Below are 18,829 nucleotides of genomic sequence, written 5' to 3'. Positions count from 1 at the left end.
TTCCCCCCAACCTACATCAGTCTATTGCTTATGTATGTTGGGAGGGGCTGTACGTATGCCTATAGCTGACTACATCCCATAATAAGACTGCAGCAGCGGAATCAAGCCCAGCGGGTTCTTCCGCAGATCCTTGGCGCTAAAGAAGATGCTGCCGCTGATTTCGGGAACTTGGCGGTTGTAATTCAATTGGTCGATGATTTCCTGCGCGCTGGACCATCCAATCTCCGGTGTCCCCAGCTTATATGGCGCGTGGCCGATATAGAGCTTCACGTTTGTACCTCTAACCTCGCTGGCCCACCAGTCCGCCAGCAGGTCATACCGAACCTCTTTGCGCGTCATACTCCAATAGATCTGCGGAGCTACATAATCGATCCATTCGTTTTTGATCCAGGTACGAACATCGGCATACGTGCTGTCGTAAGCCGTAACACTTGCTCTCGTATCGGAGCCGGTCAAATCGGTGGACTTATTCCGCCAGACTCCGTACGGGCTGATACCGTAAGACACGCTTGGTTTGGCTTGGGCAACGCTTTGTCCCAGCTTCTGCACAAACTGATTGATATTGTCCCGGCGCCAGTCGCCCTTATTTGCGATCTTCTTAACGTTATAGGCTTTAAACGCAGCATCATCCGCAAATATCTTTGAGGTCGTTTCCCCGGTTGGATAGAAATAATCGTCCAAATGAACGCCGTCGATATCGTATCCGTTCACGACTTCCATGATCGCGCGAATGACGTGATCACGGGCTTCCGGAATCCCCGGATTAATGTACAACTTGCCGTCGAACTTAACGATCCATTCCGGATGCAGGTTCGCCACATGATTGGCCGGAAGCTTGCTGGCGTCGCCGCCCGTGCTGGCACGGAACGGATTAAACCAAGCATGGAATCCCATGCCGCGACGGTGCGTCTCCTCAATCAGGAACTGCAATGGATCATATCCCGGATCCTTTCCGGCTGTTCCTGTTAAATAGGAGGTCCATGGCACCAACGAGGACGGGTAGATCGCGTCCGCCGACGGGCGCACTTGAACGAATACCGCGTTCATGCCCATGGCCTGCACTTCGTCTAGCAGTTGAACGTATTCGGCTTTCTGAGCTTCCACCTTACCGTATGAGCTTTTGCTTGGCCAGTCCAGGTTTGAAACGGTGGATACCCAAACACCTCGCAGCCCATCAGCAGTATCACCCGCAGCCGGAGGCAGAGGAATCTCGCCTTGCGGAACTCCCCCGCCTGTGCCGGGAACCGATGGCTCTTCCGCAGATCCACTCGTCAGCGAAATCGTGCGAGTTTGTCCATTCCAATCAACAGCAATTCCAAGCTGCTCACTGACAAAGCGAAGCGGGACCATCGTTCGTCCGGAACTGATCTCTACGGACGCTTCAAGGCGAATAGCGCTACTGTCCACTTGAACCGTGGAATCCCCCACTGTAAGCACAATCGTGCTGCCGTCTTTTTGAATCGTCGCTTTTTTATCGATTTGGGACCAGGACACCTGGGCGCCCAGGTTTTCGCTAATCACCCGAAGGGGGACCATGGTGACGTTCGCTCCGGGCTTAATGTATGGCGAAGTATCGGAGGACAACTCGACACCATCGAGAATAATCCGAATGTCGGATGCGGCAGTTGCCGGCGTATTTCCGGAATAAGGCCATAAGAAGAGCAACACAAGAAAAGGAATAAACCATTTACGAAATTTCATCAGAATCCTCCACATCATCTTTATGTACGGACAAACCGCGCTACTTTCTTTAACGTCTAGTAGAGGTCAAGAGTTGCGGTTCTGAGGACAAAAAGAAAAAGCATCTGCCCTTAGCCCAAAGACAGATGCTTCTTCTATGATTCGTTAACCAGTTCCTGATGGACGTTCTCCAGATCTTGAATTCGGGAATTGTCGCGCTTGAAATACTCCACTAGCGTTGCAATACGTGTGATGGAATCCCAGCTTAAATGATGCTCAATGCCTTCGACGTCTTTATAAATGTTCTCGTGTTCAACGCCAATCATGCCAAGGAACTCTTCGAGCAGTTGATGTCGGTCCACGAGCCGTTTGCCGATTTTTTTTCCTTTGTTGGTCAAGACAAGGCCCCGGTACTTCTCGTAAATCAAATATTCATCCTTGTCCAATTTTTGAATCATCTTCGTGACGGAGGAAGGATGAACCTCCAAACCTTCCGCGATATCGGACACGCGCGCGTATCCCTTCTCGTCGATCAGTTTGTAAATACGCTCCAAATAGTCCTCCATACTGGGCGTTGGCATCTATCGATTCCCTCTTTTCCATGAGTTGACGCGGACAAACATGTACACGCAGGTTAACATTACTCTGTTAATGATACATGTTCTGATTGTCCGTTGGCAAGTGCGCATCGGCACACTTTCCTATATCCAACCCTAGAACTTCAACCATTCGGGCGTGATTTGCTGCAGCCAAATGGTGATTTGGGCCATGCGGTTCGTGAAGAGCAGCACCCCCATCAGCAGCATCAAAGCGCCCCCGATTTTCATCATGATCGCGGAATAACGGAGGATCCATTTCGTCGAACCGATAAAGAAGGCCAGCGCAAAAAATGGTAAGGCAAATCCTAGCGTATACGCGGTAATGAGTCCTATCCAGGTTCCCGGCTCCGTCACAGCCAACGCGATAATCGCCGCCAGGATCGGTCCAACGCAAGGCGACCAACCCGCTGAAAAACCGATCCCGAAAATAAATGATCCAACATAACCGGCAGGTTTGAACTTCAGGTCCATTTTTCGTTCCTTCAGCAAAAACCGCGGTTGGAAGATCCCCATAAGAAACAAACCCATGCAAATGATCAGAATAGCGGATAATTGCCGGATCAACCCGCGGTATTGATTAAAGAATTCTCCAAACAAACCGGCGCCGAACCCTAATGTGTAAAAGACGACGGAGAAACCGAGGATAAACGCCAGCGTATGCGTCATCGTCCGGAACCGGACGTCTCGCTTGCTTTGCTCCGTCTTCAACTGCTGCACGGACATCCCGGTGATATAGGACAAATAAGACGGATATAAGGGTAAGCAGCAAGGCGAAATAAAGGAAGCTACTCCCGCGCCAAAAGCAATCCCGAGATGGATGTCGGCCATATGAACCCCCTATGTACCCTTGCGGGCTAGGCGGAAAATCCCCGTTTGCCCAGCAAAGTAAGTATCAACATACAGATCAGCAGCAGCACGATCGTGGCACCCGGTGCCAGATTCCAGATGCCCGCCACAATCAATCCCGCCACGACCGCAATTTCGGCTATGATGACGGAGAATAGAACGGACGTCTTAAAGCTTCGGGCGATCAACAGACTGCAAGCGGCTGGAATCGTCAACAAGGCCGAGACTAATAAAGCGCCAACGATCTTAATCGCGGTGCTGATTACCAACGCCGTCATGACCGTCAGCAGCAAATTCAGCAGCTTTACCGGAAGGCCGCTCACCGAAGCGGCATCCTCCTCAAAGGTGAGCAAGAAGAACTCCTTAAAAAACGCCGCGACGACAATGACCACTACCAAGGTGACGCCAAATGCCACGTACAAGTCCGTCGTATCCAGCGTATAGATACTGCCGAACAGATAACTGACCACATCTGTATTGTAACCCATCCCTAGTGTGAAGAACAGGGAAGCTAGCGCAACGCCCCCGGACATGATGATGGCTATCGACAGCTCGGCGTAGCCTTTATAAGCTTTGCGCAGCTTCTCGATCGCAAAGGAGGCGATCACCGCAAAAGCTAAACCAACCCCTACGGGGTATACACCAACTAAGAAACCTAAGGCCACCCCGGCAATCGTCACATGGGCCAATGTATCCCCGATCATCGATAGGCGGCGCAATACCAGAAAGATCCCGATCAGCGGTGCCGTCAGCCCAATAAGCAGACCTCCAGCCAGCGCTCTTTGAAAAAAATCAGCGGATAATATTTCCAAAATCAACAACTCCTAAAAGTTTTTCGAAGCAAAACGGCCTCGAAAGCGTAGGCTAAACCAACGAATGCTGTAGGTCCGGGATCGCGCAGTCTTGCTCGTGCGAATGACGCACGTAAAATTTAATCGCCCCGCAATGCTCACGGGGTTCATGGCCCAGCTGACCTTCGATCATGCTGATATCATGGGAGACCATCAGAAACGTCATATGATGATGGGCGTGCATATGAAAGATTAATTCAAAAAAGTCGGCTTGCGTCTGTGCGTCGATACCGACTGTAGGTTCGTCTAAAACGAGCAGATCCGGTTTGTTGACGAGCGCCCGCGCCAAAAATACACGTTGCTGTTGGCCGCCCGAAAGCTGACCGATCCGTTTATCCTGGATCTCGCCGATTCGCATTACTTCCAGCGCATCATCGCATTTACGTTGCTCCTCGCGGCCGATTCGGCGAAACAGCTTCTTATTGTTGTATAGGCCGGACATCACGACTTCGCGGACCGTCGCCGGAAATAGCGGGTTAAAGGCGTTCTTCTGCGGCACATAACCGATTCGCTCCCAATCGCGGAAGCGCCGAATTGGTTCGCCAAACAAGCGGATTTGCCCTTCCGTCGGCTGCAGCAAGCCTACCATCATTCGCAGCAGCGTCGTTTTCCCCGCGCCGTTGGAACCGATCACGCCAACAAAATCCCGCTCACGAACTCGAAAGCTGAAATCGTTGATGACCTTTTGCTCTTGGTAAGCAAAGGAGACGTGGTCGAGCTCGATTACACTATCATGACAAACGGCTTCCTGTGCCGTATTTGCGTCGGATATCATTTATATAGCGTCCTTCCGGTACATGTAGTTTTCTTCTTATTGTAGAGCTTGGATCAGATTTTGCAAATTTTTCTCCATCAATGTAAAATAATTGTCCCCCGCTTGTGCTTGGTTTTTCGTCAACCCTTCCACCGGATTCAAGACCAAGGTCTCCACGCCAGCTTCGGAAGCCAGCGTTTTGGCTAACTTATCCGATACAAGCTCCTCGAAGAAAATATAGCGGATGCCCTCTTCCTTCACCATCTTCGACAGAGCTACCAGGTCCTGAGCCCGCGGCTCGGCTTCGGGCGAGAGCCCCATGATCGCATGTTGGGTTAAGCCGTAATCCCTGCACAAATAGCCGAAGGCCTGGTGGGAAACGACAATCTCCTTGTTTGGCAGCGCGGATAATTGCTCGGTAAACTTGGCATCCAGCGCCTGCAATTGTCCAATCAACACCTGATAGCGGGCTTCATAGGTTGCCTCATGAGCCGGATCTACCTCAATGTAGCTGTTCTTGATATTCTCCGCCATCACGATTGCGGATTTGGGGCTAACCCAAGTATGCGGATCGACGTGATGGTCGGCTTCCTCTCCCTCATGCCCTGAGTTCGACTCCGATTCCTCGCCATGTCCATGACCATCGTCCCCATCCGCTTCGATCAAATCAATGCCTTGGCTGACCTCCACGGTTTGCACCAAGTTGTCACCGCCCAAGCCTTTCAGGAAGTTCGGGACCCAGCCCTCCAGCCCTGCTCCGTTATACAAGAACAATTGCGCTTTGGACGCATTCAAAATATCCTGGCTGCGCGGCGTCCAATCATGCGGCTCGACCCCCGTGGGCAGCAGGTTGATAACGTTGGCTTCTTCTCCCCCGATCGCTTTGGCAAATTCGTAAATGGGATAAAAGCTAGTGATGACGTTAACCTTCCCCTCCACGATGGTTCCGCTGTCCGAACTCTTTCCGCAGCCCGACAAAGCCAGCGTGATGGTAAGCAGCGCCACCGCGAGGATCAGCGCCCGCTTGGATCTATGTATAAGCATAAATAACTCCCTCTCTTAATCGTAATGATTACCAACAAGGATTATAGGGCCATTCTCCTACGATTGTCAACCTCTATTATTCTTCCTTTAATGAAGACGCCACAAACAAAACCGCCAGAGGGAGTTCCCCTGGCGGTCGCATGACACCGATATTTTGACGCGTTGATCACGTCTGCAAACCTTGCTTACTTGACAATAGCGCCGTTCGGCATCGAATCCGGCACCGTCGCCAACGTCAGTTGGTCGCCTTGCGAAGCGGCCAGAATCATCCCCTGCGACAACTCGCCGCGCAGCTTCACCGGCTTCAGGTTGGTCACGCAAATCACTTTGCGTCCAACGAGTTCTTCCGGCTTGTAAAACTTAGCAATGCCGGACACGACCTGACGTTGTTCGTAGCCCAAGTCCAACTGCAGCTTCAGCAGCTTGTCGGCCTTCGGTACCGGCTCGCAAGCCAGTACCTGCGCTACGCGCAGCTCCACCTTGGCGAAATCGTCGATGCCGATTTCCTCCTTCGGCTCTGGCTGTTCCACCGCCGGAGCTGGAGTCGACGCCGCAGCGTCTGCCGGAGCTGCGGCCTCCGCCGCCAGCGTTCCCCCACTCATCGAGTTCGAAATGAACTCGATTTCCTGCTCCGCGTCAAGCCGCGGGAAGATCGGCTCGCCTTTGACAAGCTTCGTTCCAGCCGGGAGTCGGCCGAACGTCTTGGCGCTCTCCCAGGTCGTGAGCTCCCCGGGAGCGATCCCGAGCTGCGCCCAGATCTTCTTCGGCGCTTGCGTCAGGAACGGCTGCAGCAGAATCGAAGCGATCCGCAGCGACTCGGCCAGATGCGCCATCACCGAAGCAAGTTCGCCTTGCTTCGCTTCGTCTTTAGCCAGCACCCATGGCTGCGTCTCGTCGATGTATTTGTTCGTGCGGCTGATAAACGCCCCGATATAGGTCAGCGCCACGGAGAATTCCATTTTCTCCATCACCTCTTCCACCTTGCGAACCGTATCCACCGCCACTTGTTCCAACTCGGCGTCAAACGCCGTCGCATTAGGCTGATAAGCCGGTACTTCACCGCCAAAATACTTCTCTACCATCGCCACCGTCCGGTTCAACAGGTTACCAAGGTCATTGGCGAGATCGGAATTGACCCGCTGCACAAAGCTTTCTGGCGTAAACGAACCGTCCGAGCCGAATGGCACCTCACGCAGCAAATAGTAACGGGTCGCGTCAAGCCCATAGCAGTCGATCAGTACATTCGGGTCCATGACGTTGCCCTTCGATTTGGACATTTTACCGCCCTTCATCAGCAGCCAGCCATGACCAAACACCTTCTTCGGCAATGGCAGCCCAAGCGCCATCAGCATGATCGGCCAATAAATCGTATGGAATCGGACGATCTCCTTGCCAACGAGGTGTACATCTGCCGGCCAAAACCGCTCATACAGCTCCGGATGGTCCGAGCCGTAACCCAGTGCTGTGATGTAGTTGGACAAAGCATCGATCCACACGTACACAACATGTTTCGGATCGCCTTTGACCTTCACGCCCCAGTCGAATGTTGTCCGCGACACGGCCAAATCTTCCAATCCCGGCTTGATGAAGTTGTTGATCATCTCGTTCTTTCGTGACTCCGGCTGAATGAAATCCGGATTTTCCTCATAATACTTCAGCAATCGGTCGACATAATTGCTCATCCGTAAGAAGTAACACTCTTCCTTCAACAACTCCACGGCGTGGCCGCTTTCCGGGCTTTTCCCGCCGATCACTTTGCCTTGGTCGTTACGAACGACGTCAACCAGCTGCGATTCCGTATAATAGGTCTCATCGGGAATGCTGTACCAGCCTTCGTATTCCCCTTTGTAAATATCCCCTTGCTTCAGTAAGCGGTCAAAAATTTCCTCCACGACCACCTTATGCCGGGGTTCCGTCGTACGGATAAAGTCGTCGTAAGAAATGTCCATTTTATCCCAAAGCTGCTTGATCCCCGCCACGATCCCATCCACGAACTGCTGCGGGGTTTGGCCCTTTTCCTTCGCTTTCTGCTCGATCTTCTGCCCGTGCTCATCGGTCCCCGTTAAATAGCGGACATCAAAGCCGCGCAACCGTTTATACCGCGCCATGGCGTCCCCGGCTACCGTCGTGTAGGCATGGCCGATGTGCAACTTATCGCTGGGATAATAGATCGGTGTCGTAATGTAGAATGTTGGTTTGTTGGTGGACATTGTACCGTCATCTCCTTTAGAGGTTGTTCTAAAAGTCATCTTTCCATCACGAAGCCATTCATGAAGCGAAATCGACGTCGAATCTTGAATTCAACCGGGCCTTCCGTTGCTCTCGTAGCTTCCAGCTACGCTCCGCTACTCAGTCCCTAGCTTCATCCAACCTTCTCGGTGCTGGAAACCTGACTTTTTGAACTTTCATTTCATTCCAATTAAAACAAAAAACTCCCGCCCCATCATGGGGCGAGAGAGTTCTCACGCGTTACCACCCAAATTCCCCGTACCTTCGCAGGCAACGGGCTCCATTGGTCGAAACCGACCGTCCGTTAACGCCGGACCATACGCCATTCCCTTACCCGTGCGCTGCGCTGAACGCATCCCACTTGGCTCGAAAACGGTTCCTCCCGGACCATATTCCAAAGATGTTCCAGACCGGTTTGCAGCTTCCCCGGCTCTCTGTAGCTGGATCTTATCCCTGTACTCATCCGTTCACTGGACACAATTGAAGTTGTTCAAAAAATCAGCTTTCGATCACGAAGCAGTTCAAGAAGAAAACTCGGCGTCGAATCTTGATTTTTTTGAACTTACATTTTAATTTGAACTTACGTTTTATATTAAAAAAATTTCCAAACCGTGTCAAGCCGCCTCGGAGCCGGTCTCTTCCCCGAAACGATCAGGCTTGTCCGCCATTCAGCGGCGGCGTGCCTTGCTCGCCCCCGGGCTTCTTCTCCGCCTTAGGGGGAACCGGGTCATATCCGCCCGGATGGAACGGCTGACATTTGACGATCCGTTTCGCCGCCAGCCAGGAGCCTTTCAGCGGGCCATGCACCTCGATCGCCTCCAAAGCATACGCCGAGCAGGTCGGATAAAAACGACAGGTTGGCGGTTTCAGCGGCGAAATAAACTTGCGGTAGACATGGATCGGGGCCTGAAACGTTTTGCGGACCACGCCCATCTCAGGACACCTCGTTGGGCTCCGGCGCGGCATCCTGAGAATTGCCGTCCGGCCGACAGTTTTTGCAATACCCGAAAACCTCGAATTTATGCTTCACGACCTGGAACTGCTCCGGCGCGTCCGTCAGCGGCATCGGGCAGAAATGGATCGGATACGTCTTCTCGCACTGGAGGCAGATCATATGATGGTGATGATGCCCCTCGCTGCTGCAGCTGGCTCTGAACTTGAGGCCGTCTTCAAATACGACCTGTTCCAGCACGCCTAGCTCCTCCATGACCCGGAGATTGCGGTATACGGTATCGAAGCTGAGACCGCTGTACTCCTTGCCCATATATTCATAGACATCCTTTGGGGTCAAATAACCGTCCCGCTCGGCGAACAGCTTGGCCAAGCTTTTGCGTTGGTCGGTAATCCGCAGCCCCCGGCTGGACATCACTTTAATAATTTCTTCGGTCGACAGCATGTGACATTCCTCCAATCTACCCCTTAATCCATGCGTCTTCTCTAATAATGCCCCAAATCAAATGCTCCGTCAATGAGATCGGATATGCATTGCGTGCAGCTTATCCGCTTCTAGCCTTAACCAAAAAAAGGCACGACGCTGGGGCGCCGTGCCTTTAGGCTCATTCGTTCTTACTCGCTCTTCTTCTCCGGCATCTGCTGGAACAGCAGGTTGACGGACAAATTGCTGCCCGGAGCCGCCGTGAAAATCAGATCCACGGTTTGCTCGCGTTCCCCGGTGCGGAACAGCACGCCGTTATCGTTAGGGGCGCTGAGTCCACCAACGTTGGCCAATCCCACGATATCCCCGTTGACCATAACCGCTCCCATATAAGCACCCCCACGTGGATTAAACGAGATCAGTGTGTTTGGGGCGACGCGGTACAGTTTGATCCGGTACAAGACGCCGAAGTTACCGGCGTTCATGCGATATTCCCCGGTTGGACCGTCGTATCCGATCAGGAATGGGTCACTGGAGTTATCGCCAATCAACAACCGGGATGGCGTATTGCCGATCAGATCGGTCACTTCGATATTGCGGTTGGCCTCCATATAGGTACCGCGATTATGAATATCAGGTGCTAATGCACTCAGATAAGGCAAAGTCTTGAACGGGTCTTGATCCTGATCCACCATAATGACCGTGTAATTCAAGGTGTGATCGCTGTACAAGTCCGCAAACAGCGAGATGACATCTCCCTGCTTCATTGAGGTAGCGCTCAGCTCGTTCAGGATGATCTTGCTTTCCCCTGGAGCAAACCAGGTATCCTTGTATTTGTTGCCGGTTTGCATCGACTCATAATAACGCTGTACCGAAGCTTTCCCCGCCGCTGTAGCGTAATTGCTCGGACCGCCAAAACCCAGGTTGCTCTGCGTTAGTCGCGTCGTTTCACCATTATTGTTCGTCGCGATGACGTACATTTTGACCGATTTCCCGGTCGCATTGGCGTGGTGGATCATGAAGCGCGTATTTCCGATGGCGGCTTCCTTATACAGGATCCCTTTGGAATAGACCGTTTCCGGGCTATTGCTGCGGATCAACGTTACCGCTTCGGAAGTGAACGCGTATTTGAGCCGTTCCCAGCTTGGCACCTGTGTACCGTCAAACGTATATTTTTCCCCTACAGGCATGAACAGTTTATTGAATTCGTCCCGCGTATAGAGCGTTTCGTTCGTAATCGTAATCGTCTTCTCTACGGTCGAATACAAACCAAATTTGTTGACGACCTTCAGGCGGATCGTCATTTGCCCTGGCGTAAAGAACGCCAGTTGTTTATTTTCCCACACGCGTTCGGTGATGGCCACTTCATCCGTACTGAGGTCAGTGTACGTGATCATTTCACCCATTTTATAGGTGTCTTTGTCCGTCGTAAAATTCGCTACCGGCGGCGTATGCGGTTTGCTAACATGAATCATTAGCGTAAACGGATTACTCCATTGACCGCTGGAATCCTGTACCCGGTAGGTAACGGTATAATCCCCAGGCGTCATGAACATATCCTGGCGCCCGATCCATTCCTCGTTCACGATCGGAAGTCCAATCGGCGAGGAAGCATTCGTTACATACTGAACCTGCGTTTCACCGGCGACCACTTCTTTGTTGCCAATCGTAAACGATGCATACGGCAGAGTATTCAAATTAACGATCACTCGTTTGCCTACCGAATCGTAAGAATACGTGATATTTAAGGCCTTCGTAATCGCCGTCAACGGCACCATGAAGTTATTCTTGGCTGAATAAGATTTCCCACGCATCGTCTGCGTTACGCCATTGACCTTGTAAGAGGTCGTATTCAATTTGAACCGAAGCTCGTCGCTGCCTCGCTTGATGATCGTTTCCTTGGTTTTATTGTCAAAAGACAGCTGGAATCCCGCCCGTTCCACGATCGCCCGGATCGAAATGTAGGATACGCCGTCCTTTACTTCCATTGGATAGCCGGCAAGGTACTCCTTCCCGTTCTGGTACATCTTGTTGCTGTTCACCATCAAAATCAATTGGCCCGAGTTACTCTGGTTTTGCGTGCCTTGATCTGCTGGCGGGGTTACCGGGCTGGTTGGAGGCAAAGATTCGTCACCGTTCTCCGTCCCGTCCTGGCTATCTCCGGGAATCGTTTCCCCCGTCGTTCCATCATTCGTTCCTTGATCCAAAGGCGTATCGCCGGGTTGGACAACATCGGTTGGTTGGGTCGATGTCCCGTTATTCGCAGGCTGCTGCGTCACAGTCGACGGATCCACGCCGTTCCCTTGCCCCATTTCCTCCGCGCTAGCCGGAAGCACCATGGAAATTTGCGATGCTACCAACATCGTGGTGATCAACAATCTCTTTAAATTCATGCCTAAACTCCCTTACTCTCCCATTTTATAAAGCACCCTTTATCTCACAATGTATTAAACGCAAGTAAAAACGAAAAGTTGCTGACACGAACGACAATAAATTGGCAAAAGAAGTCGTTCGTTGCCGCATTTTCCTTTATTTTTTGACAAATCACCACAAAAAACGCCCGGAAAACACTCCCGGGCGTTGCCGCAAAACCTTTCATTAACCTTGGATCAAGCTGACCGGTAATACTCCTTGTGGCTGCGCTTGGCCAACCAAGACCTTAGCGGCTGCATCCAGTGAATAAGGGCGGTTCTCGTATAAACAGAGATACGTCTCGATCTCCGGAAACGCGAGCAAATCGTAAGGATTCCGCGTAGACACGATGATCAGGCGTTTATCTGGAAGCTGCAGAAGCCGCCGCACCAAGGATTGCTGGCCTTCGGGGATCCCCCCTTCCGCCGTATAGGTTGCCACAACGATCTGGTCGAACTCTTTGCTTCGTTCCATCACCGTGGTTATCTCCTCGTCGCTGGGCTGTGTGCCGATCACCGTCGCAGATACCTGGCCATGAAGCGGCCGTAGAGCATCCGCTAGCGTATAGGCATGCACCGCCGGCTCATCGACTTCGGTGCGGTGCCGCAGCTCCGGCCAGACGACCAGCACCGGCCGATCGCTCTCAAGCGGCAGGCTGCCCGCACCCTTCACAAGGGTCATGCTGCGCTCTGCCGCTCTCCGCAATAGCGCACCGCTCTCCGCCTCCGGCGTCAGCGGCCCTTCCCCCGCGGTCGCGGCAGTTAACGCCTGTTCCGCGCTGCCGATCCGCTTCGCCTTGAGCGCCAGAATGCGCTCTAACGAGCGGTCGATCCGCGCTTCGCTGATCCGGCCGCTCCGCACCGCTTCGGCCACCCGTTCAATCGCCGCGCGCTGGTCCGCCAGGGTGTGGCTGACAAGCACAAGATCCGCGCCGGCTTCAATCGCTTGCACCGCCCCCTCGGCGATGCCGTAATGCTCCGCAATGGCCTTCATCTCCAGGCAGTCGGTGACGATCAACCCGCCGAAGCCCAGCTCTTCGCGAAGCAAGCCTGTTAACACGCGGTGCGACAAAGTCGCCGGGATCCCTTCCGGCTCGAACGCCGAGAAGATCACATGCGCCGTCATAATCGCATCGACGCCTGCCGCAATCGCTTCACGGAACGGCGCCAGCTCGACCTGGTGCAGCCGCTCCTTCCCGTGCGGGACGCTGGCCAAGCCGCGGTGGGAGTCTACTGCCGTATCCCCGTGGCCCGGAAAATGCTTGGCCGTCGCGATCACGCCTTGGTTCTGGTACCCGCGTACCGCTGCGGCCCCCTGCGCGGCCACCCGCTCCGGACGTTCACCGAACGAACGTACGCCGATCACCGGGTTCGCCGGGTTGTTGTTGACGTCGACGCACGGCGCAAAGTTGAAGTTGATCCCAAGCTGCAGCATCTCCTTCGCCGCGAGCTTCGCCACTTCCTCCGTCAACGCCGGATCATCGGCTGCCCCTAGCGCCATATTACCGGGAATGCGGCTCATCCCCTCATGATCCAACCGGGCCACCATGCCGCCCTCCTGATCAATCGAAACGAACAGCGGAAGCTCAGGCCTACTGCGGGGCAGCGCTTGTAAGCTCCGCGACAACTCGGCGAGCTGCTCCACCGAGGCGATATTCCGCCGGAAATAGACCACGCCGCCTACATGGTAACGCTGTACCAGCATCTTGATCTGTTCGTCCGGCACCAGGCTATGAAATCCGCAAATAAACAGCTGCCCGATCTTCTCCTCTAACGTCCATGCCTTCCCATCCACGAGCCGTCCCCCTCATCGTAAAAACGTTAAGATACGTTCGATTCCTTCTGCCGAAAGTCCGACGGCGTCATGCCGGTATACTTCTGAAAAACCTTGGTGAAATAACGCCGTTCCTGGTAACCGATGGAGGTCCCGATCTGCGCGATCGAACGCTCGCTGCTGCGCAGCAGGCATTTCGCCATCTCCATCCGCTGTTTCGTGAGGTACTCCACAAATGTTTCGCCAAAATGGTTCTTGAAGAGCAAGCAGAAATAACTGCTGCTGATGCCGAGATAATCGGCGATATCCTCGATCCCGAAGTCGCGGCCAAGATGATTCTGAATATAATTCTGCGCGGTCATCATCAGCAGCTCCGTGGACTTCTTCGCTGACAAACAGCTGCGCGACTGCTCAATGAGCGAGACAATCAGCGATAGCAGCTCCTTCAAGCTCATCGGTTCCCGTAGCCGCTGCCATAACGCTTCTTCCTGTTCTCGCGGCAGCATCTGCAGCTCACGCATTTCGCGCAGCAAATGGATAAGCAGGTAGTGCATCAACTTCTCGGCCGCACCCGCCCGCTGTTCATCCAAACGGCCGAAATACGATTTTAGTTCTCCGGCGATGCGGTCCAAGACCTCTTGGCTTCCATTACGCAATCCGGTCCCCAGCTGTTCGATCCAGCCCCATTGCAATTCCATCGCGTCTTTCCTTGAACGGTCCTCGTCCGCAGGCGCTGTGTCGGCTCTCACGAACCCTTCCTGCGCCGATCCCAAAATCAACCGATGCTGCAATCGATGGTACAACACCGATAGTTCCTGCAACCGATGCGGCTGTGCGGTCATACACATTCGAACCGGCAGTTCCTCCTTGCTATGGATCAGCTGCCGTATACGTTCAAATCCTGGCATCAGCGTGTCCTCCCCATACGACCGATCCGTTTCGGTGGCCGGGAATACCAGACACCATTCTCCTTCACGGATCTGGAGCACGACCAAGTCGGATAGCACCACGCCAAAGATGTCCTTTAGCGCATGCTTGATATGCAAATTCCAAGCTTTGCGCTCATGGAGTGTCCAAATGATCGAACGATGCGAATATCCCTCCAGATCCAAGAGAAGCATGGCGTAACGGCGTTGTTCTACTCCAACGTCTTCGTCGTCCCACAGCAGCCCCTCCCCATCCGTCTCCTGCCCAAGCAGGGAATGCAGCAGGAAGTTCTCGTTGGCCAGATCAACCACCTGATTCAGCCGCTGTTCCTTATTTTGGGTTTTGCGTTTCTCACGAATCTGCTTGGCAACTCCCCGAACCGTTTCCTCCAGCTCAAAGTAATTGATCGGCTTGCAAATGTAATCCTTGACGCCATAACGGATCGCAGTTCGAGCATACTCAAATTCCTGATACCCGGTCAACAGCAAGATTTCGCAAGGAATTTCGCGCTCCCGGAGCTCTTGCAGCAATTGAATCCCATCCATGACCGGCATGCGGATATCACTTAAGATCAAGTCGGGACGATGAATGGAGGCCAGCTCCAACGCTTCCTTTCCGTTCTTGGCCAGTAAGACGTTATCGAACCCCATATCTTCCCAAGGCAATACCTTCGACAAGTTCGTGAGAATATGAATTTCATCGTCAACCAGCAACGCTTTTAATCTCATCGAAATCACCCGCCCCATATCTTGGTATCACACATTGAATCGTTGTTCCATATCCGGGCAGCGAACAAATAAATAATCCATACCTGCTCCCATACTGATACCTCAGCCGGTCATACACGCTGCGGAGTCCCAGCCCCCGGCGTTCATGACTTGGATAAGGCGCCAAGGAACGGTATGCCGGATCGTCCATATCCGCGTATTGAATGTTCGCCAGCTGCTCGTTCGTCATCCCAATTCCGTTGTCTTCGATTCTCAGCAGGATGCGGTCCTGTTCCATTCTCCCCGTGACCGTGATCCTGCCTTTATAGTCGATCCCCTCAAACCCGTGCTGAATGCTGTTCTCCACGAGGGGCTGCAGGGTCAATTTTAACAGCAGGCAGTTCTTCATCTCGTCCGGTATATCGATAACATACTCAAACAGTTCATCAAACCGGAATTTTTGTATTTCCAAATAGCTGCGTAAATGCTCGACTTCCAAGCTCAGCTTGATCTCTTCCTTATCCTGAATGCTGATTCGCAAAATGCTGGCAAGACGGAGCACCATCTCGCTTACCTTACGCCCTTCATTCTGAACCGCGAGAACGTTGATCGATTCCAGCGTATTAAAGAGGAAATGCGGCTTAATCTGGGCCTGGAGGACGCGCAGCTCGGCGTTCGCCTTCTGCAATTGCTCCCGTTTGACCTGATCAAACAGCTCATTGATTTTATCCATTTGATTGTTAAAACCTTTTTGCAGCAGAAGCAGCTCGTCATCGCCTTTCTCATCCACGCGGGCGTTCAGATCGCCGCTCTCGACCTTGCGCATGAACCGTACGATCACGCCGATCGTTCCGGTAATCCGATTGATAAAGATGAAGTTAAACAACATCGCCGTCAATACGCATACACAGATAATGGCGACAAACCATTTCGCAAAGGTCGTCACCTCCTGCGACAAATAACTCCATGAAGTCACCGAGACGAGGCTCCACGGGTAATCCTGCAATTTGTAAATCGAGACGACGCTCTCTTTCCCGTTAAATTTCCCTTTAAAACTCCGATACCCCTCGCCCAGCTCCCAGTCCTTCAGCAGATAAGCTCCGATTTGCTGACCGTCCAGCTCCGATTGATAATCGTACAGAATCAGGCCCTTATCATTGACCAACATAAACCGGGTATCCCGCATCTGGCTGCCAAGCTTCAGGTTCTGAAAAATCTTCTCGAACTCCCAGTTCTTGATCTGCACCACCAACACGCCAACCCGCTCCAGATTGCTAAGCTCCTTAATCAGGCGAATTTGCGTAAACACGTTGTCCGACCCGGTGAGTTCCGGATATTCGTGCGGAGCGATCCATTTGGGTTGGCCGTTTAGAGCCATCACTTCCGTATATAAAGGATGCTCCTTGAATTTCTCGTAGGGCAGCGTCTCAAAATTTTCCTTATTGAAAATAGCGATGACATTGGATTCCCGGCCCCCGTGAATGTTATACAGAAACGCGTAATCGATGGCCGGATGGCTATACAGCAAGGACCGGAAATTTCGCTGATTGGCGTTCAGTTCCAGCTGCGTCGTGGCCGTCAAATCCTGGGTATCCGGGTCTTTGGCTGACAATGCCGCCTGAAACACCCCTTTGGCAATGCCGTTATCGGTGACATTGTCCATCTCCTGGAAGACGTTCTTGATGCTGTAGCCGATTGCCTTCAGCGAATATTCCGCCTGCTGGCTGTATTTCTTCTCGATCGAGTTGAACGTGACGAAGAACGTGATAATGCCAAGCACAAATAAGGGAATGATCACTAATCCTAAAAAGGCGGTAAATAGTTTGATCCGTAAATTCATCGGCGGCAGCTCCCAATTGGTAAGACTCCCCTTATTTTAACATGCCCCCGTCTATCCTTTAACGCTGCCGGCCGTAACGCCTTCAATTATTTTTTCCTGGAGCACCGCATAGATGATCATGACCGGCAGCACGCTGAACACGATCCCTGCCGACATTTGTGCATAATTCGTGTTGTATGCGTCTCGGAAACCCACCATACCAACCGGGAGCGTACGCAGTTCTTCACTGGACAGAAAATAATTGGCCAGCAAAAACTCGTTCCAATTGCCGAGAAAATTGATGATGAACACGGTCACGATCGCCGGCACCGTCAGAGGGAGCATGACTTTGAAGAACATCCCTAACGAGGATAGGCCGTCCATGACGGCAGCCTCTTCAATTTCTCCGGGGATGGAGCGCATGAATGCTGCCAAAATGATGACCGAAAAAGGAATCGCGTTGGCCACATAAGGCAATATCAACGCCATATGCGTGTCGAGCACATTCAAGTTCCGCATCATGCCATAGATCGGCAGCAGCAGCGAATTGTTCGGGATCAGCATCCCCAGCAGGATGAGCTGGAACACGATCGCGCTGATTCGGTTGTACCGCATGCGCGTCACCGCAAACGCCAGCATCGCTGCAAAGAAGATGGACAAGCAAGCTGACAATACGCCGACGTATAAGCTGTTAAAGAAAAACGTGCTGATCTTGGCGTTAACCCATGCATTCACGTAATTATCGAATATGATCGACGACGGCAAACCAAACGGATTCGACGCAATCGCCTGGTTATCGGTTTTGACCGAGGAGAACAACACGAACAGAAACGGATACAAAATGATGAGTAGATACGCCATGAGAAACAGATGCGGGATCGACTTTTTTAGCATTCTCATCAGTATTCAATCCTTTCTGTGCGTCTGACCACGAGGATTTGGTACACGGCGGTAATGATGATCGTAAACGCAAAAATGAGCACCGCGATGGCATTGCCAAATCCATGGCGGAAGCTGGTGATCGCGTAGCGGATCATATAGGTTGCCATGACGTCCGTCGAGCCGGCCGGGCCGCCTTTGGTCATGACCAAGACGATATCGGCCGCTTTCATGGCTCCGGCTACCGACAGCATGATGACGACGCTAATAATCGGCATAATTAACGGAATCGTAATTTTGACGGCTCGTTGAATGCCGTTCGCCCCGTCGATCGCCGCCGCTTCGTCTAGCTCGCGAGGAATCGCCAGGATCGCCGCCAGCACCATGACGATATAGAACCCCGTCCACTGCCAGGCATTCGTAATGAGGATAGAAATCATCGCCCAATTCTTGTCGGATAGCCAATACACCGGGGAAATCCCGAACACGCCTAGCAATTGATTCATTAATCCAAAATCGGGATTATAAATGAACCCCCACAATATCCCGATGACGGCCGTCGACATGATCGATGGCATAAAAACAGCCGTCTTGTACAATCCCTTCAGCTTCTTTACATTTGCAATCAGCAAGGAGAAGAACACGATCAGCGGCACCTGGACCAAGCAGGAGAACAAAATAAAGTACACATTGTTCCGCACCGATTTCCAGAACGCTTGATCCTCGAACGCTATCGTGTAATTATCCAATCCAATGTAAGTCATGTGTTTGGAAATGCCGTTCCAACTAGTAAAGCTGTTGTTGATGGCCGTGAAGATCGGATAAATGAAGAAGGCAAAGAACAAGATCAATGCCGGGAGAACAAACAAACCATAGATCAGAGGACTTCTGAGCGCTTTGTTCATGCCAATACCTCCGTAGTTGGAAGCAAGGG

General features: G+C 52.4%; 15 protein-coding genes. All 15 read right to left on the bottom strand.

Annotated features, from left to right (window positions below; all coding sequences use genetic code 11):
* Window positions 1–69 precede the first annotated feature (69 nt).
* Window positions 70–1,701, bottom strand: coding sequence for a family 10 glycosylhydrolase (locus tag KJS42_RS10150; RefSeq protein WP_213622783.1), 1,632 nt, complete (start codon window positions 1,699–1,701; stop codon window positions 70–72).
* Window positions 1,702–1,835: 134 nt separating this feature from the next.
* On the bottom strand, window positions 1,836–2,261 hold the full coding sequence (gene mntR / locus KJS42_RS10145) for a transcriptional regulator MntR (protein WP_213622782.1): 426 nt from the start codon (window positions 2,259–2,261) through the stop codon (window positions 1,836–1,838).
* 132 nt (window positions 2,262–2,393) lie between these two features.
* Window positions 2,394–3,107, bottom strand: coding sequence for a cytochrome c biogenesis CcdA family protein (locus tag KJS42_RS10140; RefSeq protein WP_213622781.1), 714 nt, complete (start codon window positions 3,105–3,107; stop codon window positions 2,394–2,396).
* Between the two features lie 26 nt (window positions 3,108–3,133).
* Window positions 3,134–3,937 carry a metal ABC transporter permease gene (locus KJS42_RS10135; protein ID WP_193415908.1) on the bottom strand — a complete coding sequence of 268 codons (804 nt, stop codon included), beginning with the start codon at window positions 3,935–3,937 and terminating at the stop codon, window positions 3,134–3,136.
* A 52-nt stretch (window positions 3,938–3,989) separates the two neighbouring features.
* A complete protein-coding gene (locus KJS42_RS10130; protein WP_193415907.1) occupies window positions 3,990–4,751 on the bottom strand; it encodes a metal ABC transporter ATP-binding protein in 762 nt (253 codons plus the stop codon).
* A gap of 36 nt (window positions 4,752–4,787) precedes the next feature.
* Complete coding sequence (locus KJS42_RS10125; RefSeq protein WP_213622780.1) at window positions 4,788–5,774, bottom strand: metal ABC transporter substrate-binding protein; 987 nt, start codon at window positions 5,772–5,774, stop codon at window positions 4,788–4,790.
* A gap of 185 nt (window positions 5,775–5,959) precedes the next feature.
* Window positions 5,960–7,984 (bottom strand): methionine--tRNA ligase, encoded by a 2,025-nt coding sequence (gene metG, locus KJS42_RS10120; protein ID WP_213622779.1) that lies wholly within the window; start codon window positions 7,982–7,984, stop codon window positions 5,960–5,962.
* 670 nt (window positions 7,985–8,654) lie between these two features.
* Window positions 8,655–8,936 carry a membrane protein insertion efficiency factor YidD gene (gene yidD / locus KJS42_RS10115; protein WP_155605483.1) on the bottom strand — a complete coding sequence of 94 codons (282 nt, stop codon included), beginning with the start codon at window positions 8,934–8,936 and terminating at the stop codon, window positions 8,655–8,657.
* Window position 8,937: 1 nt separating this feature from the next.
* Window positions 8,938–9,399: a Fur family transcriptional regulator gene (locus tag KJS42_RS10110; protein WP_213622778.1), complete on the bottom strand. Its 462-nt coding sequence runs from the start codon at window positions 9,397–9,399 to the stop codon at window positions 8,938–8,940.
* Window positions 9,400–9,569: 170 nt separating this feature from the next.
* Entirely contained in the window at window positions 9,570–11,771 is a 2,202-nt protein-coding gene (locus KJS42_RS10105; RefSeq protein WP_213622777.1) for a stalk domain-containing protein, read from the bottom strand.
* A 205-nt stretch (window positions 11,772–11,976) separates the two neighbouring features.
* The gene (gene nagZ / locus KJS42_RS10100; RefSeq protein WP_213622776.1) at window positions 11,977–13,584 is read right to left on the bottom strand and encodes a beta-N-acetylhexosaminidase; all 1,608 of its coding nucleotides are present in this window, start codon (window positions 13,582–13,584) and stop codon (window positions 11,977–11,979) included.
* A 26-nt stretch (window positions 13,585–13,610) separates the two neighbouring features.
* A complete protein-coding gene (locus KJS42_RS23285) occupies window positions 13,611–15,218 on the bottom strand; it encodes a response regulator (RefSeq protein ID WP_213622775.1) in 1,608 nt (535 codons plus the stop codon).
* The gene (locus KJS42_RS10090; RefSeq protein ID WP_193415901.1) at window positions 15,193–17,037 is read right to left on the bottom strand and encodes a cache domain-containing sensor histidine kinase; all 1,845 of its coding nucleotides are present in this window, start codon (window positions 17,035–17,037) and stop codon (window positions 15,193–15,195) included. Before KJS42_RS10090 ends, KJS42_RS23285 begins: the two co-directional genes overlap by 26 nt.
* Window positions 17,038–17,088: 51 nt before the next feature.
* Window positions 17,089–17,916, bottom strand: coding sequence for a carbohydrate ABC transporter permease (locus tag KJS42_RS10085; RefSeq protein ID WP_213622774.1), 828 nt, complete (start codon window positions 17,914–17,916; stop codon window positions 17,089–17,091).
* A complete protein-coding gene (locus tag KJS42_RS10080; protein ID WP_213622773.1) occupies window positions 17,916–18,800 on the bottom strand; it encodes a carbohydrate ABC transporter permease in 885 nt (294 codons plus the stop codon). The genes KJS42_RS10085 and KJS42_RS10080 overlap by 1 nt, the downstream gene beginning before the upstream one ends.
* Window positions 18,801–18,829 lie beyond the last annotated feature (29 nt).

This window comes from Paenibacillus sp. J53TS2 (genome assembly GCF_018403305.1).
GTDB lineage: Bacteria > Bacillota > Bacilli > Paenibacillales > Paenibacillaceae > Fontibacillus > Fontibacillus rhizolycopersici.
Note: the sequence above shows the minus strand (reverse complement) of the source record. Positions and strands in the feature narration are given on the sequence as shown.

Excerpts from the sequence above, each read along its gene's own strand:
- KJS42_RS10150 (WP_213622783.1), bottom strand. The coding sequence starts at position 1,701 with ATGAAATTTCGTAAATGGTTTATTCCTTTTCTTGTGTTGCTCTTCTTA.
- mntR (WP_213622782.1), bottom strand. The coding sequence starts at position 2,261 with ATGCCAACGCCCAGTATGGAGGACTATTTGGAGCGTATTTACAAACTG.
- KJS42_RS10140 (WP_213622781.1), bottom strand. The coding sequence starts at position 3,107 with ATGGCCGACATCCATCTCGGGATTGCTTTTGGCGCGGGAGTAGCTTCC.
- KJS42_RS10130 (WP_193415907.1), bottom strand. The coding sequence starts at position 4,751 with ATGATATCCGACGCAAATACGGCACAGGAAGCCGTTTGTCATGATAGT.
- KJS42_RS10125 (WP_213622780.1), bottom strand. The coding sequence starts at position 5,774 with ATGCTTATACATAGATCCAAGCGGGCGCTGATCCTCGCGGTGGCGCTG.
- metG (WP_213622779.1), bottom strand. The coding sequence starts at position 7,984 with ATGTCCACCAACAAACCAACATTCTACATTACGACACCGATCTATTAT.
- yidD (WP_155605483.1), bottom strand. The coding sequence starts at position 8,936 with ATGGGCGTGGTCCGCAAAACGTTTCAGGCCCCGATCCATGTCTACCGC.
- KJS42_RS10110 (WP_213622778.1), bottom strand. The coding sequence starts at position 9,399 with ATGCTGTCGACCGAAGAAATTATTAAAGTGATGTCCAGCCGGGGGCTG.
- KJS42_RS10105 (WP_213622777.1), bottom strand. The coding sequence starts at position 11,771 with ATGAATTTAAAGAGATTGTTGATCACCACGATGTTGGTAGCATCGCAA.
- KJS42_RS23285 (WP_213622775.1), bottom strand. The coding sequence starts at position 15,218 with ATGAGATTAAAAGCGTTGCTGGTTGACGATGAAATTCATATTCTCACG.
- KJS42_RS10090 (WP_193415901.1), bottom strand. The coding sequence starts at position 17,037 with ATGAATTTACGGATCAAACTATTTACCGCCTTTTTAGGATTAGTGATC.
- KJS42_RS10085 (WP_213622774.1), bottom strand. The coding sequence starts at position 17,916 with ATGAGAATGCTAAAAAAGTCGATCCCGCATCTGTTTCTCATGGCGTAT.
- KJS42_RS10080 (WP_213622773.1), bottom strand. The coding sequence starts at position 18,800 with ATGAACAAAGCGCTCAGAAGTCCTCTGATCTATGGTTTGTTTGTTCTC.